General features: G+C 70.0%; 23 protein-coding genes and 5 tRNA genes. 19 read left to right on the plus strand and 9 right to left on the minus strand.

Annotation, left to right across the window (positions count from 1 at the left end; all coding sequences use genetic code 11):
- Positions 1–40 precede the first annotated feature (40 nt).
- Together IEY69_RS11170 and IEY69_RS11175 are read right to left on the minus strand one after the other, a co-directional pair.
- Positions 41–1,012, minus strand: coding sequence for a 5-oxoprolinase subunit C family protein (locus IEY69_RS11170; protein ID WP_229783879.1), 972 nt, complete (start codon positions 1,010–1,012; stop codon positions 41–43).
- On the minus strand, positions 1,009–1,641 hold the full coding sequence (locus tag IEY69_RS11175) for a 5-oxoprolinase subunit B family protein (RefSeq protein ID WP_189073231.1): 633 nt from the start codon (positions 1,639–1,641) through the stop codon (positions 1,009–1,011). Before IEY69_RS11175 ends, IEY69_RS11170 begins: the two co-directional genes overlap by 4 nt.
- 111 nt (positions 1,642–1,752) lie before the next feature.
- Here IEY69_RS11175 and IEY69_RS11180 point away from each other — a divergent pair, with 111 nt between their 5' ends.
- The 5 genes from IEY69_RS11180 (at position 1,753) to IEY69_RS11200 (ending at position 3,636) form a co-directional block, all read left to right on the plus strand.
- Positions 1,753–3,024 carry a nitrilase-related carbon-nitrogen hydrolase gene (locus IEY69_RS11180; RefSeq protein ID WP_189073232.1) on the plus strand — a complete coding sequence of 424 codons (1,272 nt, stop codon included), beginning with the start codon at positions 1,753–1,755 and terminating at the stop codon, positions 3,022–3,024.
- Between the two features lie 80 nt (positions 3,025–3,104).
- Positions 3,105–3,192 (plus strand) — tRNA-Ser (locus IEY69_RS11185).
- A gap of 18 nt (positions 3,193–3,210) precedes the next feature.
- Positions 3,211–3,298, plus strand: a tRNA-Ser gene (locus tag IEY69_RS11190).
- A 39-nt stretch (positions 3,299–3,337) separates the two neighbouring features.
- Positions 3,338–3,414: transfer RNA gene (locus IEY69_RS11195), tRNA-Arg, on the plus strand.
- Positions 3,415–3,559: 145 nt separating this feature from the next.
- Positions 3,560–3,636: transfer RNA gene (locus tag IEY69_RS11200), tRNA-Arg, on the plus strand.
- 44 nt (positions 3,637–3,680) lie between these two features.
- On the opposite strand, the gene IEY69_RS11205 is transcribed toward IEY69_RS11200, so the two are convergent.
- A complete protein-coding gene (locus tag IEY69_RS11205; protein ID WP_189073233.1) occupies positions 3,681–3,851 on the minus strand; it encodes a hypothetical protein in 171 nt (56 codons plus the stop codon).
- Positions 3,852–3,927: 76 nt separating this feature from the next.
- Positions 3,928–5,121 carry a S8 family serine peptidase gene (locus IEY69_RS11210; RefSeq protein WP_189073234.1) on the minus strand — a complete coding sequence of 398 codons (1,194 nt, stop codon included), beginning with the start codon at positions 5,119–5,121 and terminating at the stop codon, positions 3,928–3,930.
- Positions 5,122–5,232: 111 nt separating this feature from the next.
- Between IEY69_RS11210 and IEY69_RS11215 the strand changes: the two genes are divergently transcribed.
- The gene (locus tag IEY69_RS11215; protein WP_189073235.1) at positions 5,233–6,036 is read left to right on the plus strand and encodes an SDR family NAD(P)-dependent oxidoreductase; all 804 of its coding nucleotides are present in this window, start codon (positions 5,233–5,235) and stop codon (positions 6,034–6,036) included.
- 9 nt (positions 6,037–6,045) lie between these two features.
- On the opposite strand, the gene IEY69_RS11220 is transcribed toward IEY69_RS11215, so the two are convergent.
- The 4 genes from IEY69_RS11220 to IEY69_RS11235 form a co-directional block, all read right to left on the minus strand.
- On the minus strand, positions 6,046–7,074 hold the full coding sequence (locus tag IEY69_RS11220) for a DUF4357 domain-containing protein (RefSeq protein ID WP_189073236.1): 1,029 nt from the start codon (positions 7,072–7,074) through the stop codon (positions 6,046–6,048).
- A gap of 91 nt (positions 7,075–7,165) precedes the next feature.
- Complete coding sequence (locus tag IEY69_RS11225; RefSeq protein ID WP_189073237.1) at positions 7,166–7,756, minus strand: DUF4384 domain-containing protein; 591 nt, start codon at positions 7,754–7,756, stop codon at positions 7,166–7,168.
- A 258-nt stretch (positions 7,757–8,014) separates the two neighbouring features.
- Positions 8,015–8,088, minus strand: a tRNA-Gln gene (locus IEY69_RS11230).
- Positions 8,089–8,301: 213 nt separating this feature from the next.
- The gene (locus IEY69_RS11235) at positions 8,302–10,971 is read right to left on the minus strand and encodes a DEAD/DEAH box helicase (RefSeq protein WP_189073238.1); all 2,670 of its coding nucleotides are present in this window, start codon (positions 10,969–10,971) and stop codon (positions 8,302–8,304) included.
- An 87-nt stretch (positions 10,972–11,058) separates the two neighbouring features.
- On the opposite strand from IEY69_RS11235, the gene IEY69_RS11240 reads away from it, so the two are divergent.
- On the plus strand, positions 11,059–12,207 hold the full coding sequence (locus tag IEY69_RS11240) for a sensor histidine kinase (protein ID WP_189073239.1): 1,149 nt from the start codon (positions 11,059–11,061) through the stop codon (positions 12,205–12,207).
- A gap of 30 nt (positions 12,208–12,237) precedes the next feature.
- Here IEY69_RS11240 and IEY69_RS11245 read toward each other — a convergent pair whose 3' ends face one another.
- On the minus strand, positions 12,238–12,894 hold the full coding sequence (locus IEY69_RS11245) for a DUF4279 domain-containing protein (RefSeq protein WP_189073240.1): 657 nt from the start codon (positions 12,892–12,894) through the stop codon (positions 12,238–12,240).
- On the opposite strand from IEY69_RS11245, the gene IEY69_RS11250 reads away from it, so the two are divergent.
- The 12 genes from IEY69_RS11250 (at position 12,889) to nuoK (ending at position 23,381) form a co-directional block, all read left to right on the plus strand.
- Positions 12,889–13,092, plus strand: coding sequence for a hypothetical protein (locus IEY69_RS11250; protein WP_189073241.1), 204 nt, complete (start codon positions 12,889–12,891; stop codon positions 13,090–13,092). The two genes, IEY69_RS11245 and IEY69_RS11250, sit on opposite strands and share 6 nt — an antisense overlap.
- 313 nt (positions 13,093–13,405) lie before the next feature.
- Complete coding sequence (locus IEY69_RS11255) at positions 13,406–13,741, plus strand: NADH-quinone oxidoreductase subunit A (RefSeq protein ID WP_058975141.1); 336 nt, start codon at positions 13,406–13,408, stop codon at positions 13,739–13,741.
- Between the two features lie 97 nt (positions 13,742–13,838).
- Positions 13,839–14,375, plus strand: a complete 537-nt coding sequence (locus IEY69_RS11260; protein WP_046843307.1) for a NuoB/complex I 20 kDa subunit family protein — start codon at positions 13,839–13,841, stop codon at positions 14,373–14,375.
- Positions 14,363–15,076, plus strand: a complete 714-nt coding sequence (locus IEY69_RS11265) for an NADH-quinone oxidoreductase subunit C (RefSeq protein WP_268243865.1) — start codon at positions 14,363–14,365, stop codon at positions 15,074–15,076. The genes IEY69_RS11260 and IEY69_RS11265 overlap by 13 nt, the downstream gene beginning before the upstream one ends.
- Positions 15,077–15,231: 155 nt before the next feature.
- Positions 15,232–16,401, plus strand: coding sequence for an NADH dehydrogenase (quinone) subunit D (gene nuoD / locus IEY69_RS11270; protein WP_229783900.1), 1,170 nt, complete (start codon positions 15,232–15,234; stop codon positions 16,399–16,401).
- Positions 16,402–16,443: 42 nt separating this feature from the next.
- Positions 16,444–17,067, plus strand: coding sequence for an NADH-quinone oxidoreductase subunit NuoE (gene nuoE / locus IEY69_RS11275; RefSeq protein ID WP_189073242.1), 624 nt, complete (start codon positions 16,444–16,446; stop codon positions 17,065–17,067).
- Positions 17,064–18,407, plus strand: a complete 1,344-nt coding sequence (gene nuoF / locus IEY69_RS11280) for an NADH-quinone oxidoreductase subunit NuoF (RefSeq protein ID WP_189073243.1) — start codon at positions 17,064–17,066, stop codon at positions 18,405–18,407. The genes nuoE and nuoF overlap by 4 nt, the downstream gene beginning before the upstream one ends.
- A 37-nt stretch (positions 18,408–18,444) precedes the next feature.
- Positions 18,445–20,616 (plus strand): NADH-quinone oxidoreductase subunit NuoG, encoded by a 2,172-nt coding sequence (gene nuoG / locus IEY69_RS11285; RefSeq protein WP_189073244.1) that lies wholly within the window; start codon positions 18,445–18,447, stop codon positions 20,614–20,616.
- Positions 20,616–21,773, plus strand: coding sequence for an NADH-quinone oxidoreductase subunit NuoH (gene nuoH / locus IEY69_RS11290; protein WP_189073245.1), 1,158 nt, complete (start codon positions 20,616–20,618; stop codon positions 21,771–21,773). Before nuoG ends, nuoH begins: the two co-directional genes overlap by 1 nt.
- A 33-nt stretch (positions 21,774–21,806) precedes the next feature.
- Complete coding sequence (nuoI, locus tag IEY69_RS11295) at positions 21,807–22,343, plus strand: NADH-quinone oxidoreductase subunit NuoI (protein WP_189073246.1); 537 nt, start codon at positions 21,807–21,809, stop codon at positions 22,341–22,343.
- A gap of 115 nt (positions 22,344–22,458) precedes the next feature.
- Positions 22,459–23,079, plus strand: a complete 621-nt coding sequence (locus IEY69_RS11300) for an NADH-quinone oxidoreductase subunit J (RefSeq protein WP_189073247.1) — start codon at positions 22,459–22,461, stop codon at positions 23,077–23,079.
- Positions 23,079–23,381, plus strand: coding sequence for an NADH-quinone oxidoreductase subunit NuoK (gene nuoK / locus IEY69_RS11305; RefSeq protein ID WP_046843300.1), 303 nt, complete (start codon positions 23,079–23,081; stop codon positions 23,379–23,381). Before IEY69_RS11300 ends, nuoK begins: the two co-directional genes overlap by 1 nt.
- Positions 23,382–23,386 lie beyond the last annotated feature (5 nt).

A 23,386-nucleotide genomic window follows, 5' to 3' on the forward strand; every position in this document is an offset into this window, starting at 1 on the left:
TAGTGAGGAGGGGGAAGTGGGACAGATGCCGTTCCACTCCCTACTTCCCCCTCTCCACTGCCTGTCTCAGCATCCACTCCGCCTGCCGCAGCGCCCGTTCCTGCGTGAGGTGCGCGGCGTGGGCGTCCTCGCGGGTCACCTCGCGCAGGGTCAGGGTGTCGCCGGGGCGCAGCTGACCCAGGCGAGGCAGGTCCGCCGTGATCACGACCAGGGGCGTCGGGTATCCGCCGTGCGTGCCCGCGTCGGGCAGCAGCAGGATCGGGCGGCCGTCGGGTGGCAGTTGCAGCAGGCCCGGCACGTTCGGCACGCTGGGCCGCGCCGGGTCACGCGGGGCCGCGACGGACTCGGTCAGGCGGGCGCCCATGCGGTCCGCCTGCGCGCTGACCGTGAAGGGCCGTGCCAGCAGCGAATCGCGCAGGTCGGGCGTCAGGTCGCCCGTGCCGAGCACCCGCACCTCGTGCTGCGGCCCGGTGGGCGTGCGGAGGTCCGGCGCGATGAACGCCCGCCGCGCGGCCTGCGCGGGCAGGGGAGACCACGTCAGGTGATCGCCGGGCCGCAGCGCCCGCCCCTGCACCCCGCCGAACCCCGCGCGCAGGTCCGTGGCGCGACTGCCGAACACTTCATGACCGTTGAGGCCGCCGCGCACCGCCAGGAACGCCCGCAGGCCCCGCGCGGTCCCGCCGACCGTCAGGGTCTGCCCGGCCTGCACCGGAACGGCCCGCCACAGCGGCAGCGGCGTGCCATCCAGCGTCGCGTCGAACGGCGGGCCGCACAGACTGACGAGCGCCTCCTCGTGAAAGAGGATCGTCGGGCCGCCCAGCGTGACCTCCAGGCCCGCCGCGCCCGCCGCGTTCCCCACCAGGGCGTTCGCGAGTCGCCGCGCGACCGGGTCCGCCGCGCCGCCCGCCGGGACGCCCAGCGCCCGCACGCGCCGCCCGGCGTCCTGCACGCTGCTCTGCACGCCGGGCCGGAGCACGGTCGCCCCGACGGCGCCGCCCCGCGAGGGGCTCACGCGCGGGCCTCGAAGCGCACGCGGTCCCCGGCCCGCCACGGGACCGGGGCCGCGCGGGACAGGTCGAAGAAGTTCATGGGCGTGCGGCCCACCAGCCGCCAGCCGCCCGGCGTCTCACGCGGGTACACGCCCGCCCAGGGGCCGCCCAGCGCCACGCTGCCCGGCGGGACCCGCTCGCGCGGGGCGTCCAGGCGCGGCATGCGCAGCGGCCCGGGCAGGCCGGTCAGGAACGCGAAGCCCGGCGTGAAGCCCAGGAACGCCACCTCCAGCTGCGCCGCGCACAGCGCCGCCACGAACCCCGCGCGGTCCAGGTTCGCGTGCGCCGCGCACCAGTCCAGGTCCGGACCGTCGAAGGTCACGGGCACCACCAGCGTCCGCCCCGATCCGCCCGGCGCCGGGGTCAGGGTCGTCAGCCGCGCCGCTACCGCCTCCTGCACCGCCCCGTCCCCCGTGGGGGCGTCCAGCAGCAGGGTCAGCAGGTCCAGCGCGGGCACCGCCTCCAGCACGCCGCTCAGCGGCTGGGCGCGCAGGCTGGCGTACAGTTCGCGTGCCAGGGGCGTGCGGACGTTCAGCGCGGCGTCCCCCAGCCACTCGAAGGTCGGCAGGTCCGGGCCGGAGGGTGTGGGCATGCCCCAGCATACGGACCCGCGCGAGGCCGCGCCGGACCGCTGTGCAGCTCTCCCTGGCCCCTCACGGATTCGCGGCCCCCGCCCCCTGCCTCACCCGCTACGCTGCGGGGCATGACCGCCCCCACTCCGCAGACCCCGAGGCACGTCCGCGTGGTCGCCGTGCAACCCCACTGGAGTGCGCGCGACTTCACGACCGCGGACGCGTTCCGCCGCTGGATGCGCGCCCAGCTGGACATGGCCCGCCCGCACCTGAAGCCGGGCGGCGTGAACCTCGTCGTGCTGACCGAACTGAACGGCCTGCCGCTCGTGCTGCGCGGCGGCGGATGGGCGCTGCGCCTGCGGACCTTCGAGCGGGTCGCGCTGGCGCTGTTCCTCGCGCGGCTGCCGCGCGCCCTGCCGGTCCTGCTGCGCGAGCGGGTATCACCCATCCGCGCGCTGCAACTGGCGGGCATCGACGCGAACACCGAACTGTACCTGCACACCTGCCGCGAGCTGGCCCGCGAGTATGGCGTGTATCTCTGCTGCGGCAGCGCGCCCATGCCCCGCTATACGCGCCACGGGGCAGTGCTGCGCCGCGCATCCGGCATCCTGACGAACCAGACCGTCCTGCTCGACCCGAGCGGCGACCTGATCGGCGTGACCGACAAGGTGCACCTCACCCCCGCCGAGGAGGCTGGAGGGGTCGACCTCACCCCCGGCGACCTCAATGAACTGCGGGTGTTCCCCACGCCCGCCGGGGACCTGGGCGTTGCCATCAGCCTCGACGCGTTCCGCCCGGACGTCATCGGGTCGCTGGCCGCGCAGGGCTGCACCGTCCTGCTGCAACCCGACGCGAACGGCGCCCCCTGGACCAGCAAGGAGGGCCTCCCACCCGACCCCGCCCACCTGCGCGACCAGCCCGTCGCGTGGCTGGAGAGCAGCTGGCAGGTCACCTCGCATCGCCAGATCCCGTACGCCGTGAACCCCATGGTCGTCGGGAACCTCCTGGACCTGACCTTCGACGGGCAGAGCGCCATCACCGGCCCCGCCGAGGAGGCCCCCGGCCAGCGCAGCTACGTTCTGACCGACCCACGCCCCGGCTTCCTGGCCCTGACGCCCTGGGTCACGGACGGCCCACCGGACGCGCTGCGGCAGGCCGGACAGGACCGCGCCGCGCACAGCGGCCACCCCACGGAAAACCACTACCGCGAGGACACCCTGCACGCCGACCTGACCCTCCCACCCGCCACGCGCCCGGCCCCGCCCCGCACCGCGCACGAGGACGCCCTGCACGCCCTGCTGCGCAGCGAGGCCCGCGCGCCCCGCCCCAGCCCCTGGGCACTGGCCGCGCTGCCCCTGCTGGCCCTGCCTCTCCTCGCACTGCTCCGCCGCCGCCGCCCCTGACCGGCATTTGACAGGACGCGCCCCCCCTCTTATACTTCCCCTCGCGCCTGAGTTCAGCGACGGCGCGCCCCGCCAAGCAGGGGGGGTTGGCCGAGTGGTTGAAGGCAACGGTCTTGAAAACCGTAGTAGGGCAACCTACCGGGGGTTCGAATCCCTCACCCCTCGCCAAAACATGACAACCGGACTGGAGAGGTGGGTGAGTGGCTGAAACCGCACCCCTGCTAAGGGTGTATACCGCAAGGTATCGAGGGTTCGAATCCCTCCCTCTTCGCCACCATTCAACGCGCCACACGTTGAATGCAGCTAACAGGATGTGCCCGTAGCTCAGCTGGATAGAGCGTCTGACTACGGATCAGAAGGCCAGGGGTTCGAATCCCTTCGGGCACACCACCAAAGAATCCCCGCCCCGCGCGGGGATTTGCTGTTTCATCCCCCGGGTGCATTCCCGCCCACCTCCTTTCACGGCCACTTGCAATATCCGCCCGGACCCTGTAATCTCTTTCGGCTGAGCAACAAGCTCCGCACCACACCGGATGTGCCCGTAGCTCAGCTGGATAGAGCGTCTGACTACGGATCAGAAGGCCAGGGGTTCGAATCCCTTCGGGCACACCACACAGCAAAGCCCCCGCCACGCGCGGGGGTTTCTGCTTTCACCTTTACTTGCCGTTCTTCGTGAGGCGGTACAGGGTGATGCCGTTGCTGACGAGCAGGACGACGCACAGCAGGGCCATGGGCCACTCCTGCTTGGTGGCGAAACGGATGGTCAGGATGCCCCACCCGATCACCAGGGCGGTCACGAGCCAGATGCGCCACGCGGGCGCGTTCATCGCAGGAACCTCATGACACACAGGGTAGGGGGTGGGTGGGGGGCCGGTGGTCCCGCAGCCCTTCTCACTGCCCGTTTCACTTCCCGAGGCTGGACGCCAGGGCGCGTTTCAGGGCTGCCTCGGCGTTCAGGGTGCCGGCGCCGCAGGTGCGTTCGGGTTGCGGGTCGCAGCGGCGGCCGGGGAAGGGCGTGGCGCTGCCCGTCAGGTACAGCTTCAGCAGGGACGGGCTGAGTCGGGGGCGCGCGCCGAGCAGCAGGCTGGCGACGCCGGTCGCGTGCGGCGCGGCGAAACTGGTGCCGTTCGGGGTGCGCTGACCGGCGGGGCCGCTGACGCTCAGGCTGAGGATGCCGCGCGCCGTATCGCCGCCGGGCGCGGCCAGCGCGACGCTGCGGCCCCAGTTGGCGTACCCGGGCCGCTGACCGTCCTCGGTGACGCTGGTGACCGTCAGGACGTTGCGGCACCCGGCGGGTGAATACCCGCTGGCGTCCTTCCCGTCGTTCGCGGCGCCCGCGATCACCAGGGCGCCCCGGGCGGTGACGGCGTCCACGGCCGCCTGTACGCGCGCGTCGCAACCCGTCAGGGGAATGAAGTCCGCGTACAGGCTGAGGTTCAACAGCTTCGCCGGGTTGGGGTTGACGGGCGTGCCCGGCACGGGAATCCCGGCGGCCCACTTCAGGCCGTCCACGAGGTCGGGGACGGTGATGGTCCCGTCGGTGTCGGCCACGCGAACGTGCACGATCTTCACCCCGGGGTTGATGCCTGCCATGCCGCGCCCGTCGTGCGCCGCGCCGATCAGGTTCGCGATCACCTCGCCGTGGTACGCGAAGGCGCCGACGGCACTGGCGTCCGCGTCCCGCCCGGAGCCGTCCCCGGCGCGGCGCACGTCAGTGACGAAGTCGTAGCCGTTCACGGCGCGCGTCCCCAGTTCCGCGCTGCGCACGAACCCGGTGTCCAGCACCGCCACGGTCACGGGCGCACTCCTCTGCAGCGCCCAGGCCTGAGGCATGCGGATCGCCTGGAGGTTCCACTGCGCCGTGAAGAGCGGGTCGCTGGGCGTCACGGCCTGGGTCGCGCCGCCGCTCGAGGGGGCCGCGGGCAGGACCGGGCGGGGCGCCGTGGCAGGTGCAGAGATAGGAGGGATCTCCTCCAGCGGCTCCGGGGAGACGGGGACAGGAACGCTCATGGGCACGCTGGGGATGGGCGTGGCGGACAGCGCGGAGCCCAACAGCAGGCCGCCGAGCAGGGCGCAGGTCAGGGAACGGGGGATCATCCACCCAGTGTCGTCCGAGCGGCTGACGCCCGCCTGAGCCCTCCTTGACTGTTCCTGCGGACTGCGTGGGTGCCCTTCCGGGCGGAGGCTCCGGAAGCTACCATCACCCCCATGACCCAGCCGACGCCCGCAGTCCCCACGCACCCCACCGCGCGGCCCGTCGTGCTCCTGACCGGGGCGTCCAGCGGGATCGGGCGGGCCACCGCGACGGAACTCGCGGGCCTGGGGTACGCGCTGGTCCTCGCCGCCCGCCGCGCCGACGAACTGCACGCGCTGGCGCGGCAACTCGACCCCAGCGGAGCCCGCGTGCTGGCCGTCCCCACCGACGTCACCGACGACGCCTCGCGCCGCGCACTGATCGCGGCGGCCCACGCGCACTTCGGGCACATCGACGTCCTGATCAACAACGCGGGCGTCACCATCGAGAAGGGCTGGTGGTGGGACGACACCGACCCCCTGCGCGTCCTGCGCGTGAACGTGGAGGCCCCCATCGAACTCACGCGGCTGGTCCTGCCGGAATTCCAGGCGCGCGGCAGCGGCCACATCCTGAACATCGGCTCCGTCGCCGGACGCGCCGCGACGAACGGCATGTACTCCGCCAGCAAATTCGGCATCCGCGGCTTCAGCCTCGCGCTGCGGCGCGAACTGCTCGGCACCGGCGTGCACGTCAGCCTGATCGCGCCCGGCTTCGTGAAAAGCGAGATGACCGCCAGCGCCCGCCTCCCCATGCCCGGCCCCGAGATCGTCGCCCGCGCCGTGGCCCGCGTCCTGCTGCAACCCAGGGCCGAGACCATCGTCCCGCGCCTGTACCGGCCCCTCGTGTGGCTGGAAGGTCTGTTCCCCGCGCTGGGCGACGCGGTCGTGCAGAAACTGATCTACCGCCGCTACGACCACAGCAGCGACACGAAACGCTGAGGGTCAGCGTCAGCGCCAGTGCTGCGCCGGGCGGCCCTGTGCGTCCTTCCAGGCGTCCCAGCCGTTCACGGGCCGCACGCAGACCATCGCGGCGGCCTCTGACGCGGACTTCAGGTCCAGGTCGCGGGTGAGTTCCAGCCGGGCGTCGTCCAGGGGACGCAGCGTTCCGTCGGCCACCCAGGCGTCCCGCCGCGCCATGAACTTCTGCCAGCCCGGTTCGTCCCGGCGGCGCGCCGCACACTGACTGCCTGCCAGCAGCCGCCACGTCCCGCCCGGCAGGTAGAGGGCCTGCGCCGCGCAGCCCAGCGCGCGGAACGAGAAGCGCACACCCCCGGCTGGCTCTGCGCTGTCCGCAGGCGTCTGTGCGCCCAGCAGCACGTCCCGTTCCTGCTGCGTGACGCGGTTCATCTCGGCGGCCGCCTGCGCCGCCAGCGTGAAGGACGCGATCCCGAACTGCCGCTGCACGTCCTCCACGACCGGGGTCTTCTCGCGCAGAATACGCGCCTCGTCCAGACGGCGCTGCTGCTGCGCCTGCACGCGCGCCACCGCCGCCCGCGCCCCGTCTGCGCGCCACACGGCCGGGTCGAACAGCAGCGCGAAATCATCCGCGAACGGCTGCGGCTCGCGGCCCAGTTCCAGCCGCAGCACCTCGTGTTCCTCGAAGGTCCCGCCCGGCTGGTGCAGGCGGTCCAGCACGGCCCACACCCGCCCATTCGTGAGGACCGCCCAGGGCGTCTTCTCGCTGGCGGCGTACGTGACGACCTGCTGGTAGTCCCGCGCGCTCAGCGTGACGTTCATGCCCTTGAGTTCCAGCGCGAACGTGCCGCCCGCCCGGATCAGGAAGTCCGCGCGGTGCCCGGCGCCGTTCGTTTCCTCCGGTACGACCTCCGCCGGGTTCCAGATGTCGAAACCCGCCGCGTGCAGCAGCCGCAGCACGATCGCCTGACGCACGATCGCCTCGCCCGGCACGGGAGCGTCGGCCAGCCACGCCTGGATGTGCGTGACGGCCTCCTGAACGGCTTCGGTGCGGCTGGGCATGTGCGCCGAGTGTACCAGCGCCTCCGCGCCCGCACGGACGGAAACGCGCCTCCCCGGTCCACGTCGGGGGGCGCGTTGCTGGGTGCTTCTCTTAGCGGCCGACGCTGTAGCGGACGGTGTCGCTGGTCCAGTTCTGCTGCGGGACGGGCTGCTCGACGGGGTTCACGACGATGCTCAGCGCCTGCGCGAAGCCCGCCTGGGTCTTGGGCTGCACGGTGGCGAAGGTTTCGCCCTGCTGATAGCTGCTGAGCTGGTCGAGGTTCAGAGGCGTGCGGCTGGCGATCACGAGGACCTTGTTGATGCCGCGCGGGCCGCTGATGTTGAACACGAAGTTGTCGCCCCGGTCGGGGAAGGTGCGGACCTGTCCGGCGCGGACGTAGGCGCTGCTGCTCAGGCGGTTGGGGAGGATCTGGTCGGTGGTGCCGTCGGGGTTGATGTTGAAGAGGTACACGTACGCGTCCTCGTTGACGGTGGTGCTGATGCGGATGCGGTCGCCGACGCGGTACACGGGGGTGCGGTCGCCGCTGGTGTCGCGGTCCACCCAGACCTTCACGCTCAGGTCGGTGGGGACGGGGTTGACGATGATGCTCTGGGCGCTGAGTTTGGGCGCGGCCAGGGCGGGGGCGGCCAGCGTGCCGAGGAGGGTGGCGGTGAGGGCGATCAGCAGGGCAGGCTTCTTCATGGGGTGCTCCAGGGGACGGGCCGCGCCCGGCCGCGCGGTGATTGTCGCCGTGCGGGGCTTGGTCGGGGTGGCGTGTTGTCCTGCCCTGAATGGTAAGCAAGGTCACCTGACGCCCGGTGAAGGCAGGCTGACTCAACATGAGCTGGAACGTGATCTGGCTCATGATCGGCCGATCAGAAATGGGAATGCGGGGTCAGGGACGGCAGCAGGGGGGACAGCAGAAGCGGCCCGCCGGATCGCTCCGGGGGCCGCTGGGTCTGGCAGGGATACTAGGATTCGAACCTAGACAAACAGATCCAAAATCTGTTGTGCTGCCATTACACCATATCCCTGTACTGCTCACCCGAACGGTGTGTTTCAGGCGGGTACGAGTATAGGGGCGGGCGGCGCCGCAGGTCAAGACATGCCCGTCATACGGATTCCGTTTGTTTCGCTGACAATCCGGAACCTCACCGGATTGCCAGCTCCACGTCCGGAACCCGTTTCGCTCCTGCTCGCTCTGCTCGAGTTGAAAAGTTTTGCAAACCTTTCAACCCGAGTCCATATCAGGCCGTGGGTGCAGGGGCGGGCGGCTCGATGACGGTCAGGCCCGCGAACTTCAGCAGCAGCCGCTTCTGGCCCACGCCGGGGAAGTACAGCAGCACCTCGCGCCGCTCGCCCTGATGGAAGCCCTGCATGAACACGCCCTCGCCGAACTTCGGGTGCCGCAGCCGCAGCGGCTGGGTGGTGCTCACGGCGCGTTGCAGTTCGCGGCTGGGGATGCCCAGGCGGGCGCTGACCTCCGGCAGGGACAGGCCGTGCAGGTCCAGCAGTTCCCGCGCCTGCGTGGGCCAGCTGGGCGGCAGCGCCGGAACGTCCGGCAGCGGCGCGCTGTCCGGCAGGGTGGGCGGGAGGTCGTCCGTGTCGTGCACCGGCACCTCGGCGGGGCGGACGGTCAGGCCGGGAATGCCCTGCAGGAACGCGCGCGTGGCGAGCTTGTCGGTGGGGCGCCGCTCGCCGCTGGGCAGGGTGGGCGAGAAGCAGCGGCTGACCGCGATGCACTCGAAACACCCCTGCGCCTGCTGACAGCACGCCTTGCTGGTGAGGTCCAGCGCCCGCTGCAGCAGGTCGTCCATGTGCTCGAACGCGCGCCGGGCGACGCCCAGGCCGCCCAGCCAGTCGTCGTACAGGAAGAAGTACGTGTCGCGCCCCTCGCGGAACGCGCCCGCCAGGTCGTTCTCGTCGCAGGCCACGCGTTCGGGCGTGACCTTCTGCAGCAGGTGCTTGAGGGTGTGCGCCACGGCGGTGGGCCGCTCGGTGGCGCGCGGGTCCACGCCGACTTCCAAGGCACTCGTGCGGAAGGGCGGCAGTTCGGTGGGCTGCTCGTACAGGTGCTCGGAGAGCTTGTGGTCCTGCATGCGGTCCTGGATGCGGCCCCCGCAGCGGGCGCAGCTGCGCTCGGTCTCGCCCGGCTCGCGGTCGCAGCCGACGCACACCCGCTCGAACACCTGCCGGAGCATCTGGTACCCGGTGTACCGCCTGCGGATGACGACCTCGCCGTGCCGGAAGGCCAGCGGGCCGCGCCGCTCCCACTCGCCCATGCGGGCCGGGGTGACCTCGATGGCGTACAGGCCGCGCGTGAACAGGTTCGCGGCGTCGTGCTTCTCGACCAGGATCGCGGTCCCCGCCGGGTGCTCCTCCCAGCGCAGCACCTTGTAGCCCTGCCCGTCCAGGGTGAACACCGCGCCCTCGTGCTTCTCGGTCAGGGCGTAGTGCTGGCTGGGGCTCTCCAGCGGCAGGTCCAGCGCCCGCACGCCCAGCCGTTCCCACTCGGCGGCCTCGACCACCGCGAACTTCAGGCTGCCCTCGCCGCGCAGGTTCCAGTAGCGCGGGCTGGGTTGCGCCTCGTGCGGGGCGAGCAGCCCGGCCGCTGTGAACTCGTCGTTCGCGCGGGCCGCGTGCCGGGGCGACAGGTACGGGTTGTGCGCCTCCACGACCGCCTTCTCGATCGGGCCGGTCAGCAACTCCAGGAAGTTCCCCGCGTTGCTGTAGAACGCGTCCGCCGGTTGCGGCACACCCTGCTCGTTCAGCGCCGGGAGGTACAGCACCAGCCCCGGCGCGATCCGCCCCGCCCGCCCCGCCATCTGCCGGAACGCCATGCGCGACCCGGGGTACCCGTCGATGATCACGACCTCCAGATCCCCGATGTCCACCCCGGCCTCCAGCGCGTTCGTGGCGAACATCACCCCGCTCCTCGCGCGGCGGAACTCGGACAGGCGGCCCTCGCGGTCACTGGTGCCCGCCATGTACAGGTGCGCCCGGCGCGCGTACTGCGGCTGCGCCCGGTACGTGGAGTACAGCCGCGCCGCCCGCGACCGCCCCCGGAAGAACGCCAGCACCTTCAGGTCGTACCGCTCGCTGGCGTCCATCACCGCGTTCCAGAACCGCCTCGGCTGCCCCCTGTGGTCCGCCAGCACGAAACGCTTGCCGTGCCGCGCCGCACCCGACTCGCTGACCTCCACGGCGTCCACGCCCGTCAGTTCCCGCGCGAACTCCGCCGGGTTCCCGATGGTCGCGGTGCTCAGGATCACCTGCGGGTCCGCGCCCAGCGCCCGCGCCAGGGTCAGCAGGCGGCGCAGCATGCCCGCCACCTCGCTCCCGAACCCACCGCGGTACGTGTGCGCCTCGTCCAGCACCAGAAACGAGAGGTTCCGCAGGAACTCCCGCACGCCCGGCTGCGTCAGCGACCAGTGCAGCTTGTCCGGCGTGGCCGTCACCATCCGCACGCCGGGCCGGAACACCGCCGACCCCTGCGCGCTGCCCTGGAACGCCGCCACCTCCCACGGGAAGCCGCCCCGCTCCCGGAACGTCAGCAGTTTGTCCCGCTGATCCTGCCCCAGCGCCACCAGCGGGTACACGAACAGCGCCGTCGCGCGCGGGTCCCGTTCCAGACGGTCGAACACGCCGGGGAAGAACGCGCCGGTCTTGCCGCTCGCGGTGGGCGTCGTGATGATCACGTGCTTCCCGTCCCGCATCAGTTCGTACGTGCGCGCCTGATGCGCGAACACCTGCGGGAACCCGAAGCCCCGCGTGACCGCCTCACTCCAGCCCAGCCCCGCCGCGTCCACCGTCCGCGCGTCCTGCGGCAACTCCTCATATAGGCGCGTCGCCCCGCCCCCCAGCGTGTCCCGCAGGAACCCCTCCAGACGGGCAAACGGAGAGCGGGCGGGCAGCATCCGCACAGTCTAGAGCCGCGCGCACACACGCAAGAGGGAAGCACGTCACGGTCCGCCGCCCGCGCAGGGTAGACTGAACGGCAGTTCATGACGACCCCCGAAACGCCCACCGTGTTTGTCGTGACGACCCAGGAAGCCCGCGCGCAGGCGCTGGCGCCACTGCTGCCGCGCGTGAACGTCATCCACGCCCCCAGCGCCGAGTTCCTGATGCGCGAGGCGCACGTCACCATCCCCGACGTTGCCCTGCTGTACACCGACACGCCCGGCGTGCCCCTGCACCAGGTGCTGCCCATGCTGCGCCAGCGCGCCGAACTGGGCGGCACCCACTGGCTCGCGGTGGGCTCCCAGGGGCTGGGCGAGATGCTGGCCGCCGGGGTCGACGCCCTGATCAGCGACGCCACCCCCCCCGAGGCGCTGGCGCTCCAGGTCCGCGCGCTGCTGGGCCGCGCGCATCAGTTCCGGGACACGCTGGGCCGCGTCGCCACCCTGCAGCGCCGCATGGACAACTGGGAGCACGAGGAACGCGTCCGCGACCAGCTGGTGCACATGCTGGTCCACGACCTGAAAAACCCCATCGCGGCCGTCATGGGCCTCCTGGAGATCGTTCAGGAGGACCCCCGCGTTCCCGAGGACAACCGCGAACTCCTGAAAGTCGCCCGGGACGAGACCCAGCACCTGCTGCACCTGACCGTGAACATGCTCGACGTCCGCAAGATCCAGGCGGGCAAGATGAACCTGCGGCGCGAACTGATGTTCACCCCCATGTTCCGCGAGGTCGTCGAACTCGCCCGGGGCGACGTCGGCAGCGGCCTGCGCGACCGCCACGTCCGGGTGGACGTCGAACCCGACCTGAGCCCCGCCAGCGTCGACCCGGAAATCCTGCGCCGCGTCCTGGCCAACCTGATCAGCAACGCCCTGAAACACACCAGCATGGGCGGCGTGATCACCCTGAGCGTCCGGAGCGTCGCGGACGCCGTGCAGGTCATGGTCAGCGACGACGGCGAGGGCATCCCCGCCGACGACATCCCCAACCTGTTCGCCGCGTTCGAGCAGTCCCGCCTGACCCTGCACGGCCGCTTCGACACCGGCATGGGCCTCGCGTTCTGCAAACTGGCGGTCGAGGAACACGGCGGGACCATCTGGGTGGAATCCGAACGGGGCAAGGGCGCCGCGTTCTACTTCACGCTGCCGCTGGCGCAGGACGCCGACGACGACGACTTCGTCGAACTGGTGTAAGCAGGCTGGTGTAGGCGGGGAGGCGGCCGCTCAGGGCACCTCGGCCAGGGCTGGACCACCCGCGTACAGGTCGATGTCCAGGCCCGCGCCGAGCGCCACCAGTCGGCTGAGGTCGCCCCGCCCGATCGGCACGCCCCACATCTGTTCCGCGTCACCGCAGTACCCGACCGTCACGCTGACGTCGCAGGTATCAGCCAGTGTCCGGATGCGCGGCGCGGCCTCATACGGACTTCGGTTGAAAGGTTTGCAAAAACTTTCAACCCGAGCGGAGCGAGCAGGAGGGAAACGGGTTCCGGGCGTGGAGTTGGCAACCCGGTGTGGTTCCGGGTTGTTAACGAAACAGACGGAATCCGTATCATGCGTCAGGTCCAGCAGTCGCGTCAGTTTGTCCTCGAACTCGCCGGGGTGGTGACCTTCGGGGCAGAGGGTCCAGCGGGTGAACGTCCGGCGTGATGGGCTGAAGCCGGGTCGTGTCCATTCGTCCCCGACACTGGAGGCGTCCGTGGGGTCCAGCCCGGTGGCACGGGTGATGTCTTCGGCGCTGAGGGTCTGGCTGACGATGGACAATGCCACCCGGGCGCGTGCTGACGCTCGCGCGCCCAGGATGTCCCAGCCGTCCGGTGTGGCGCGCACCATGACCACGAGGAAATAGTCCTCGCCCTGCGGCCTGAAGTGCACCTGATGCACGTCACCATCCAGCAGGACGCCGTGGACGCGCGGTTCACCGTCAGTGGATTCGAGAACGTGCGCGGCGAAGAACTGCAGCGTTTTCCAGTTTCATTGAAGGGCCAACAGCACGCCCTTCAACTCCACTTCCAATCGCTGATGTCGGCGGGGACTCGCGCTGCTCGTTTCAGGAAGACTGAGAAACCCCAGTCTCCCTGAAAACCGCAGTGGGTGGTGGTGGCGCAGGTCGGTGAGCGGAGTTCTGCAAGGGCGGCCTGCTCGGCGGTCGGGCGGGGTGTGGGCATGTGTGCTGACCATACCCGCGCCTGACGTGGGCGGGGTTGGCTGTGTGTGGCTGCATGTCGTGTGAACCGTGATAAAACAGGGGCGTACCAACAGTTTGGAAGTGCAGTTCGTTTCAGGACTTCTCTTTTTTTCCAGATCCTAGTGCCGTTTTTCACGAGCAGGTGGTGTGGAGATCGGCGCAGACCCAGAAAGGAGACCGACCATCGAATACGCCAACTTCGTCATCATGCTGCTCGTCGCGCTCGGCATCGGCATCGTCGCCGTCCTCGCCAGCGCCCTCCTCGGCCCCAAGAAGGCCAGCCGCACCAAACTCATGGCCTACGAGAGCGGGAACGACCCCGAACGCGGCGGCGTCGGCACCGGCCAGCGCTTCCCCGTGCACTTCTACCTCGTGGCCATGCTGTTCATCATCTTCGACATCGAAACCGCTTTCTTCTACCCCCTGGCCGTCGCCTACCAGAAACTCATCCCCTTCGCCTTCTTCGAAGCCGTCACCTTCGTGCTGCTGCTGCTCGTCGGGTACGTCTACATCCTCAAGAAGAAGGTCTTGGAATGGGCCTGAGAGCTGTTGATAGGAGAAAGTTGACAGTTGATGGAGAGACGCACGTTTTCTATCAACCATCGACCATCAACCATCTCCACGCACCGGAGGTGCGCCCATGCCGCTAAAAGAACTGTTCGAGAAGGACTGGCAGGAGCTGGAGTCCGAGGGGATCCTGTTTTCCAGCCTGGAGAAGCTGGTCGCGTGGGGGCGGAGTAACAGTCTGTGGCCCGCGACGTTCGGGCTGGCGTGCTGCGCGATCGAGATGATGAGCAGCACGGATGGCCGCAACGACCTGGCGCGGTTCGGCAGTGAGGTGTTCCGCGCGTCTCCGCGGCAGGCGGACGTGATGATCGTCGCGGGGCGCCTGAGCAAGAAGATGGCGCCGGTCATGCGGCGCGTGTACGACCAGATGCCCGACCCGAAGTGGGTGATCAGCATGGGGGCCTGCGCGAGCAGTGGCGGGATGTTCAACAACTACGCGATCGTGCAGAACGTGGACAGCGTGGTCCCGGTGGATATCTTCGTGCCCGGCTGCCCCCCGCGCCCGGAGGCGCTGATCTACGCCGTGATGCAGCTCCAGAAGAAGGTGCGCGGCGAGGCGTTCGACGGGCTGGGGCAGCAGCTGCCGATGGTGGACGCATGGACCCGCTGAAACCAGGGGACGCGAAACCCATGGGCCGTGAGGGGGTGGCGCAGTCCAGCACCAGCGTCGCGCCGGTCGTCACGCCCGCCGCCGCACCTGCACCTGCTCCGGCCGCGCCCAGCCGCGACGTCACCCCACTGATCGCCGAGCTGGGCCTGACCGAGGACCACGCCGCCGAACCCACCGCCCTGGTCACGCCCGGCGACCTGCTGCGCGCCGCGCAGGCCCTCAAGGACCACGGGTTCATGCTCATGGACACCGTCGGCATCGACTACAGCACGTACACCGAAGCGCGACCGAAACGCTTCGCGGTGCTGCACAACATCTACCACCCGCGCGACCACCGCAGGGTGTTCCTGCGCGTGTGGCTGGACGACGGCGAGGTCCTGCCCAGCCTGTACCCCATCTGGCGCGCCGCGAACTACCTGGAACGCGAGGTGTACGACCTGATGGGCGTCACCTTCACCGGGCATCCCGACCTGCGCAAGGTCCTCACGCCCGACGACCTCGAAGGGCACCCGCTGCGCAAGGACTTCCCGCTGGGCGAGACGCCCACCCTGTTCCGCGACGGCCGCCACCTCGACCCGGCCGCGTTCCGCGCGGGCCTCACCGGACGTGACGCGGGCCTCACCGGGTACCGCGGCGAACTCCGCCGGGGACGCGGCGAGGACCGCCTGCCGCCCGTCATGCCGGAAGGAGGGCCCAAGTGACCACCACCGACAAGACCAGCACCGACCAGCCCAGCCGTCCGGCCCCCACTCACGGCGCGCAGGCGCCCGGCGGGACGCTGGCCCCCGAGCAGATGCAGCCCGACCATCAGGAATCCACGAGCGCCGAGCGCCTGCACGGCCAGACCGAAGGGCAGATGCACACGCAGATCATGAGCCTGAACGTCGGCCCGCAGCACCCCAGTACGCACGGCGTGCTGCGGCTCGTGGTGGACATGGACGGCGAGTACGTCGTGAAGGTCACCCCGCACATGGGGTACCTGCACACCGGCTTCGAGAAGACCTTCGAGAACCGCACGTACCAGCAGGGCGTCACCTACGCGCCCCGCACCGACTACCTGCACTCCTTCGGGCATGAACTCGCGTACGTCCTCAGCGTCGAGAAGCTGCTGCAGGCGGACGTGCCCGAGCGGGCCACCACCGTGCGCGTCATCCTTCATGAACTGGGGCGCATCCACAGTCACCTCGTGTTCGTCGGGACCGGACTGCTCGACCTGGGCGCCCTGACGCCCTTCTTCTACGCCTTCCGCGAGAAGGAAGCCCTGCAGGACCTGTTCGAGGCCGTGTGCGGGTACCGCATGAACCAGGGGTACTTCCGCGTGGGCGGCCTGTACCGCGACATCCCGGACGACTGGGCGCCCCGCGTGGAGAAGTTCCTCGACCAGATGGAACGCGGCGTCACCGAGTACACCACGCTGTTCGCGCAGAACCCCATCTTCCTCGACCGCGCCAAGGGGGTGGGCGTCATCCCGCCCGAGGTCGCCCTCGACCTGGGCCTCACCGGACCCAACCTGCGCGCCAGCGGCGTGCCCCTCGACCACCGCAAGGACAACCCCTACTGCGGCTACGAGACCTACGACTTCAACGTCATCACCAGCACCGACGGCGACTCCCTGGCGCGGTTCAACATGCGCCTCCTCGAATTCGGCGAGAGCATCAAGATCGTCCGGCAGGCCCTGAAACGCCTCAAACCCGGCCCGGTCAAGGACCCCAACCGCAAGATCAGCCTCCCGCCCCGCCACGAACTCGAGACGAGCATGGAAGCGGTCATCCACCACTTCAAACTCGTCACGGAAGGCTTTCACCCGCCCACCGGCGAGGTGTACGTCCCCGTCGAGAGTGCGCGCGGCGAGGTCGGGTACTACATCGTCAGCGACGGCGGCAGCATGCCGTACCGCGTGAAGATCCGCGCCCCCAGCTTCGTGAACCTCCAGGCGCTCGAGTACGCCTGCGTCGGCGCGCAGTTCGCGGACCTCATCACCATTCTCGCCACCATCGACCCCGTGCTGGGCGACGTGGACCGCTGAGCGCGGCGCCCGACGTCCTCTCAATCAAGGAGTGCAGCCAATTTGAGTTACTTCGCTGAGAAACAACCACTGGTGGCGGATATCTTCAGCCGTTACCCGGATTCACCGCAGGGGCGGCGCAGCGCGTTGATGCCGCTGCTGCGCGAGGTGCAGGACGCGGAAGGTTTCGTGTCCGAATCTCGCATGGCGGAGATCGCCGCGCTGTGCGGGACGACGGCGACCGAGGTGCGGTCCGTGATGAGCTTCTACTCGACGTACCACACGCTCCCCACGGGGAAGTATCACCTGCAGGTGTGCAGCACGCTGATGTGCGCGCTGGCCGGGTCGGACGAGCTGTGGGATCACCTCGTGGAGACGCTGGACGTGCAGCCGGGCGAGGTCAGCGCGGACGGGCGGTTCAGCGTGCAGAAGGTCGAGTGCCTGGGCTCGTGCGGGACCGCGCCGATGATGCAGATCAACGACGACGGGTACTACGAGAACGTGGGGCCGGGTAAGTGCGCGCGGATTCTGGCGTCGCTGCGAAGCGACCTGCAGCCGCTGCCGGACAACCCGGTGCCGGTGACGGTGGGCGCGGACGGACGGCAGGTGCTGGCGACCGGGCAGGCGATCGGGTCGAGCGTGACCGGCCTGCACCGCCTGCCGGAACAGGCCGGGGGTGACGCATGACCGCCACGGCCCCCACCCCCCCGAAGCCGATCACGAGTGCGAAGGACCCGCGTTTCGCGCCGACGCTGTACGCGCACGTCGGTCAGGCAGAGAGCTGGACGCTCGACTACTACCGCCGGAACGGCGGGTACGAACCGGTGAAACGCGCGTTCGCGATGGGGCCGGACGCCGTGATCGAGGAAGTGAAGAAGTCCGGTCTGCGCGGGCGCGGCGGGGCGGGCTTCGCGACCGGCCTGAAGTGGTCGTTCATGCCCCTGAAGGACGGCAAACCGCACTACATCATCTGCAACGCGGACGAGTCCGAACCCGGCAGCTTCAAGGACCGCTACCTGCTCTCCGAGGACCCGCATCAGCTGATCGAGGGCATGATCATCGCCGCCTTTGCCATGCGCGCCTCGGTGGGGTACATCTACATCCGCGGGGAGTACGTGCACGCCGCCGAACGCATGTGGGCCGCGATTCACGAGGCGCGCGAGGCCGGACTGCTGGGCCAGAACATCCTCGGCAGCGGCTTCGACTTCCAGCTGTTCGTGCACCGGGGCGCCGGGGCGTACATCTGCGGTGAGGAAACCGCACTGATGAACTCGCTGGAGGGGCTGCGCGCCAACCCGCGCCTGAAGCCCCCGTTCCCGGCGGCGGCGGGCCTGTACGGCCTGCCGACCACCATCAACAACGTCGAGACGTTCTGCGCCGCCACGCAGATCCTCCGCTACGGCGCGGACTGGCACGCGGGCATGGGCACCGAGAAGAGCAAGGGCATGAAACTCTTCCAGATCTCCGGTCCCGTCGCGCGGCCCGGCGTGTACGAACTGCCGCTGGGCACCACCTTCCGCGAACTCATCTACGACTGGGCCGGCGGCCCCCTGGAAGAGATGAAGGCCATCATTCCGGGCGGGAGCAGCTGCCCCATGCTGCCCTGGACGGACGCGATCCTGGATACGCCCATGGACTACGAGTCCGTCGCGGCCGCCGGGAGCATGCTCGGCACCGCCGGGGTCACGCTGATCCCTAAGGCGGACTGCATCGTGAACGCCACCTGGAACCTCGTGCGCTTCTACGGGCACGAGAGCTGCGGCAAGTGCACCCCCTGCCGCGAGGGCATCAGCTCCTGGATGACCCGCATGTACCAGAAACTCGTCACCGGACGCGGGCAGCCCGGCGACGTGCAGCTCATCCTGGACATGAGTGACAACATCGGCGGCCGCAGCTTCTGCGCGCTGGCCGACGCCTGCCTCGGCCCTGTCCTGAGCAGTATCAAGCTGTTCCGCGAGGAATACGACGCGCTGGCTGGCACCCAGCAGCCCCTGTACCCCGCGCGCAAACGCTGGAAGGACGCGTGAGGCGGGTGCCGGGCCGGACCCGCCGTGAGGTGCGGAAATGAAAGTTCATGTGGATGGAATCGAAGTCGAACTCCCGGCGGGCACCAGCGCGATCGACGCGGTGTTCTCGGCGGGGGGGGACGTGCCGTACTTCTGCGCGCACAAGTACCTGAGCCCGGTGGGGGCGTGCCGGATGTGCCTCGTGGAGTCCGGGTCGCCCCGCAAGAACCCGGACGGGTCGTTCGTGATGGAAGGGGAGGGGGACGCGGCGACGCCGAAGATCTTCTGGTTCCCCAAGCCCATGGCATCCTGCACGATGCAGGCCACTGAGGGGATGCACATCCGCACCGCGAAGACGAGCGAGGTCGTGGCGAAGGCGCAGGCGGGCATGATGGAGTTCACGCTCCTGAACCACCCGCTGGACTGCCCCACCTGCGACAAGGGTGGCGCGTGCGAGCTCCAGGACCGAGCGTTCGAGTACGGGTACGGCGCGAGCCGCTTCGGCTTCGACCGCCGCCACGCGGAGAAACACTACCCGCTGTCGGACTTCGTGATCCTGGATCAGGAGCGCTGCATTCACTGCAAACGCTGCGTGCGGTACTTCGAGGAGGTGCCGGGCCAGGAGGTGCTGGACTTCATCGAGCGCGGCGGGCACACCTTCATCGACACGCAGGAGGGCGGGCTGCCCACGGGCTTCAGCGGGAACATCACGGACATCTGCCCGGTGGGGGCGCTGCTGGACAACGTGGCGCGCTTCCGGGGCCGCAACTGGGAGTACGACCACACGCCGACCACCTGCACGCTGTGCCCGGTCGGGTGCTCGATCACGGTGGACGCCCGCAACGGCCGCCTGGAACGCATCGTGGCGGGCGAGAACCGCGACGTGAACGAGGCGTGGATCTGCGACGCGGGCCGCTTCGGGCACCCGTTCGCCAGCGAGGAACGCCTGACCACCCCCCTCATCCGCAACGAGGACGGCGTGCTGGTCCCCGCCACGTGGGACGAGGCGATCACCGTGATCAACCGTGGGCTGCTGGGCCTGCCGCTGGCGGACCTGGGCCTGTTCGTCGGCGCGGACGCCACGCTGGAGGAGGGCGCTGCGCTGGCGGCGCTGGCGGACGCGCTGAACGCCCGGCACGTGGATCACTTCCCGCGTCACTCGGTGTTCATCGCGCCGACCGCCACCCTGACGGACGTGGCGACCGCCGACGCCGTCGTCGTGCTGGGCGCGGACCTAGGCGAGGAAGCGCCGGTGCTGGAACTGCGCATCCTGGAGATGCTGCGCGGCGGCCTGCTGCCCGCCGAGTTCGCGCACGGCACCGCGATTGCCGACCTGCGCCTCGTGGAGCGCCCCGCCCGGAAGCCCGAGCGGCTGGCCGTGATCGGCGGCGAGTCGCGTCTGTGGGGGCACGCCGGGCACCGCGTCAGCGCGAACGGCGAGAACGCCCTGACCCGCTTGGTGCACCCGGACACTGACGACCTGAAGGCCGTGCGCGCCCTGCTGGACAGCGCCGAACGGCCCGTGCTGATCCTGGGCGCGGACGCCCTGCGCGGCGCGAGCGGCTCGGCGGCGGCGCTGCTGGCCGACCTCGCCTCGCGCACCGGGGCGAAGGTCATCGCGATTCCCGCCGGGCCGAACAGCAATGGTCTGGCCGCGCTGAACCTCGTGCCCCGCACCGGCGGGATGGGCATCGAACGCCTGGGCGAGGTGCCCGCCGCGTTCATCAGCCGCCTCGATCCCGGCACGCGCGCGGCGGGCTTCACGGTGGTGCACGACACGCACCTGACCACCACCGCCCAGCAGGCCGACGTGGTCCTGCCCGCCGTCACCAACTACGAGAAGCGCGGCACCGTCCAGAACCTGGAAGGTCGCCTGCTGCCCCTGAACCCCGCCGCGATCCAGAGTGGCGAGGCCGCCGACCTGATCCGCACCCTGACCGCCCTGGCCGAGGCGCTGGGCGTGAAGGCCCCCGCGCGCGGGCAGCGCGGCGCGCAGACGCTGCTGACCGAACGGGTCGGCGTGAACACCGCCACGGTCCAGGCGGGCGGCGCGCTGCACACCTTCGCCCGCACGTTCGTGGCCCCCGCCGCGCCCCACTCGCCGAAACTCTGGACCGAGCGCATGCGTTCCCGTGACCGCGACTGGGTGGAGCGCATCCACGACCTCGTGGAGGGCGGCTGGACGCTGCCGGTCGCACCGGCGGCACCTCAACCCGGAGGGGACGACTGATGCCCGACTGGCTTGCCACCCTGCTCATCTCGCTGCTCAAGGCCGTGCTCGTCGTCCTGGGCCTGCTGACCACCTTCGCGTACATGACCCTGATCGAGCGCCGCCTGCTGGGCCGCATGCAGCTGCGCCCCGGCCCGAACCGCGTGGGGCCCATGGGCCTGCTGCAACCCGCTGCGGACGCCATCAAGAGCATCTTCAAGGAGGACGTCACCGTCACCCTGGCTGACAAGCTCGTGTACACCCTCGCGCCCATCGTCGCGATCGGCATGGCCCTGACCGCCTTCGGCGGCCTGCCAGCCGGGCCCGCCGGGAGCCTCTTCGGGGAGAACCCCTGGGTGTACAACCTCGACACCGGCATCCTCGCGCTGCTGGCCCTGACCAGCATGGGCGTGTACGGCATCTTCCTGGGCGGCTGGGCGTCCGGCAGCAAGTACCCGATCCTGGGCGGCCTGCGGTCAAGCGCGCAGATGATCAGCTACGAACTCGGCATGGGCCTGAGCTTGCTGGGCCTGCTGATGATCGTCGGCACCACCTCCTTCCACGGCATCGTCGGCTGGCAGGCGCAGAACGGCTGGATGATCCTCTTCCAGTCGCTGGGCTTCGTGCTGTTCCTGATCTCGTCCTTCGCGGAGACGAACCGCACGCCGTTCGACCTGCCGGAAGCCGAGCAGGAGATCGTCGCCGGGTACCTCACCGAGTACAGCGCGATCAAGTGGGCGCTGTTCCAGATGGCCGAGTACGTGAACATGATCACCGCGTCCGCCGTCATGGCCACCCTGTTCTTCGGCGGCTGGAAAGGCCCGCAGTTCCTCAACGCCCTGATTCCCGGCATCAGCGACTGGCCGCTCATCTGGCTGATCGTGAAGATCGCGTTCTTCCTGTTCCTGTTCATCTGGGTGCGCGCCACCCTCCCGCGCCTGCGCTACGACCAGCTGATGCGCTTCGGCTGGAAACTCGTCCTCCCGCTGGCGCTGGCCAACACCGTCATGACCGCCGCGTTCCTCGCGTTCCGCGGCTCCGGCGGCCTGTGGTTCCTCGGCGTCCTCAGCCTCGCGGGCGTGCTCGCGCTGCTCGTCATGAGCGACCGCGTGCGCGTCCTGTGGAACCAGCCCAGCATCCGCCCCGAAGGCGACATCGTCCGCGCCGGAGGCGACTGATGCCCGCCACCCACCCCACCAAAGGAGCCAACCATGGGCGTTCTTGAGATTGCCAAGGGCATGGGCGTCACGCTGGGGAAACTGTTCCAGAAACCCGTGACCGTCAGTTACCCCGAACAGCGCGCCACGCTGCAACCCCGTTTCCGTGGGCGGCACGTCCTGACCCGCCACCCCGGCACCGGACTGGAGAAGTGCATCGGCTGCAGCCTGTGCGCCGCCGCGTGCCCCGCCTACGCCATCTACGTGGAAGCCGCCGAGAACGACCCGGCCGCGCCCGTGTCGCCCGGCGAGCGCTACGCGAAGGTGTACGAGATCAACATGCTGCGCTGCATCTTCTGCGGCATGTGCGAAGAAGCGTGCCCCACCGGCGCGGTCGTCATGGGCAACGAGTTCGAGATGGCCGACTACCGCTACCGCGACTTCGTGTACGCCAAGGAAGACATGCTCGTCGGCGTGACCGGCAGCGTCCCGCAGCGCCGCGAGGCTGAACGCAAGGGCAAACCCGTCCGCCTGGGCTTCCAGCTCGAAGGGCAGCCCCGCGCGGAACTGGAAGGAGTGAAGTACCCGTGAGAGTCGATGGTCGATGGTTGAAAGTTGATGGTTGTCCTGCGCCCCGCGCCCCGCGCCCGGTGTGCCTCCCACTGCCCACTTCCCACATCCCACACCCCGTGGCCGGAGGCCGCCCATGATGCTCGCGTTCATCCTGCTGGGCGCGCTGGCGATCGTGGGGGGCGTGATCACGATCGCGGCGCGGAACGCGGTGCATGCGGCGCTGGGGCTGGTGGGCACGCTTCTGTGCGTGGCGGGCCTGTTCGCCACGTTGAACGCGTCGTTCCTGGCGGCGACGCAGGTGATCGTGTACGCGGGCGCGGTGATGGTGCTGTTCCTGTTCGTGATCATGCTCCTGAACGCGAACCAGCCGGTCACGTCGCGTGACCCGGTGCCGTACGTGCGGGAACTCGCCGGGATCGGCGGGACGCTGCTGGCCGGGGCGTTCGTGGTGCTGGCCTTCACGTACAAGGACCCGCGTCCGCTGGCCGAGGGCGCCGAGGCGCTGCGGGGCGGGTCCGCGCTGGTGATGGGGGAGACCCTCCTGACCCGCTTCCTGCTGCCGTTCGAGGCGGTGAGCATCCTGCTGCTCGTGGCGATCGTGGGCGCGGTGGCGCTCGTGCAGCGCCCGGCCGCGCAGCCGGACGGCGTGCCGGACGAACTGGAGGAACCGGTGGGGGCCGCGCGTGAGGAGCGGGTCGCCGCGCCGCGCGGGGCCGCCCCGGCCCTCATGAACGAAGGGGAGGTGCGTGCCTGATGGTGCCCACCACCTTCTACCTGGGCCTGTCCGGGATTCTGTTCGCGCTGGGCATGATCGGCGTGCTGACGCGCCGCACGGCGATCATGGTGTTCCTGTCGGTGGAACTGATGCTGAACGCCGCGAACCTCGCGCTGGTGGCGTTCGCGCGGTCCTGGGGCGACCCGACCGGGCAGACGGCCGTGTTCATCGTAATGACGCTGGCCGCCGCCGAGGTGGCGATCGGGCTGGCGATCATCGTCGCGATCTTCCGTAAACGCGAGACCACGAACGTGGACGACCTCGCGGCATTGAAAGGCTGAGTGGC

It is taken from the genome of Deinococcus sedimenti (genome assembly GCF_014648135.1).
In the GTDB taxonomy this organism is placed as follows: Bacteria; Deinococcota; Deinococci; order Deinococcales; family Deinococcaceae; genus Deinococcus; species Deinococcus sedimenti.

Bases quoted from the DNA above. Each gene is read 5' to 3' on its own strand.
- IEY69_RS11175 (WP_189073231.1), bottom strand. From the start codon at position 1,641: ATGCCCACACCCTCCGGCCCGGACCTGCCGACCTTCGAGTGGCTGGGG.
- IEY69_RS11180 (WP_189073232.1), top strand. From the start codon at position 1,753: ATGACCGCCCCCACTCCGCAGACCCCGAGGCACGTCCGCGTGGTCGCC.
- IEY69_RS11205 (WP_189073233.1), bottom strand. From the start codon at position 3,851: ATGAACGCGCCCGCGTGGCGCATCTGGCTCGTGACCGCCCTGGTGATC.
- IEY69_RS11210 (WP_189073234.1), bottom strand. From the start codon at position 5,121: ATGATCCCCCGTTCCCTGACCTGCGCCCTGCTCGGCGGCCTGCTGTTG.
- IEY69_RS11215 (WP_189073235.1), top strand. From the start codon at position 5,233: ATGACCCAGCCGACGCCCGCAGTCCCCACGCACCCCACCGCGCGGCCC.
- IEY69_RS11220 (WP_189073236.1), bottom strand. From the start codon at position 7,074: ATGCCCAGCCGCACCGAAGCCGTTCAGGAGGCCGTCACGCACATCCAG.
- IEY69_RS11225 (WP_189073237.1), bottom strand. From the start codon at position 7,756: ATGAAGAAGCCTGCCCTGCTGATCGCCCTCACCGCCACCCTCCTCGGC.
- IEY69_RS11235 (WP_189073238.1), bottom strand. From the start codon at position 10,971: ATGCTGCCCGCCCGCTCTCCGTTTGCCCGTCTGGAGGGGTTCCTGCGG.
- IEY69_RS11240 (WP_189073239.1), top strand. From the start codon at position 11,059: ATGACGACCCCCGAAACGCCCACCGTGTTTGTCGTGACGACCCAGGAA.
- IEY69_RS11250 (WP_189073241.1), top strand. From the start codon at position 12,889: ATGCACGTCACCATCCAGCAGGACGCCGTGGACGCGCGGTTCACCGTC.
- IEY69_RS11255 (WP_058975141.1), top strand. From the start codon at position 13,406: ATGCTGCTCGTCGCGCTCGGCATCGGCATCGTCGCCGTCCTCGCCAGC.
- IEY69_RS11260 (WP_046843307.1), top strand. From the start codon at position 13,839: ATGCCGCTAAAAGAACTGTTCGAGAAGGACTGGCAGGAGCTGGAGTCC.
- IEY69_RS11265 (WP_268243865.1), top strand. From the start codon at position 14,363: ATGGACCCGCTGAAACCAGGGGACGCGAAACCCATGGGCCGTGAGGGG.
- nuoD (WP_229783900.1), top strand. From the start codon at position 15,232: ATGCACACGCAGATCATGAGCCTGAACGTCGGCCCGCAGCACCCCAGT.
- nuoF (WP_189073243.1), top strand. From the start codon at position 17,064: ATGACCGCCACGGCCCCCACCCCCCCGAAGCCGATCACGAGTGCGAAG.
- nuoG (WP_189073244.1), top strand. From the start codon at position 18,445: ATGAAAGTTCATGTGGATGGAATCGAAGTCGAACTCCCGGCGGGCACC.
- nuoH (WP_189073245.1), top strand. From the start codon at position 20,616: ATGCCCGACTGGCTTGCCACCCTGCTCATCTCGCTGCTCAAGGCCGTG.
- nuoI (WP_189073246.1), top strand. From the start codon at position 21,807: ATGGGCGTTCTTGAGATTGCCAAGGGCATGGGCGTCACGCTGGGGAAA.
- IEY69_RS11300 (WP_189073247.1), top strand. From the start codon at position 22,459: ATGATGCTCGCGTTCATCCTGCTGGGCGCGCTGGCGATCGTGGGGGGC.
- nuoK (WP_046843300.1), top strand. From the start codon at position 23,079: ATGGTGCCCACCACCTTCTACCTGGGCCTGTCCGGGATTCTGTTCGCG.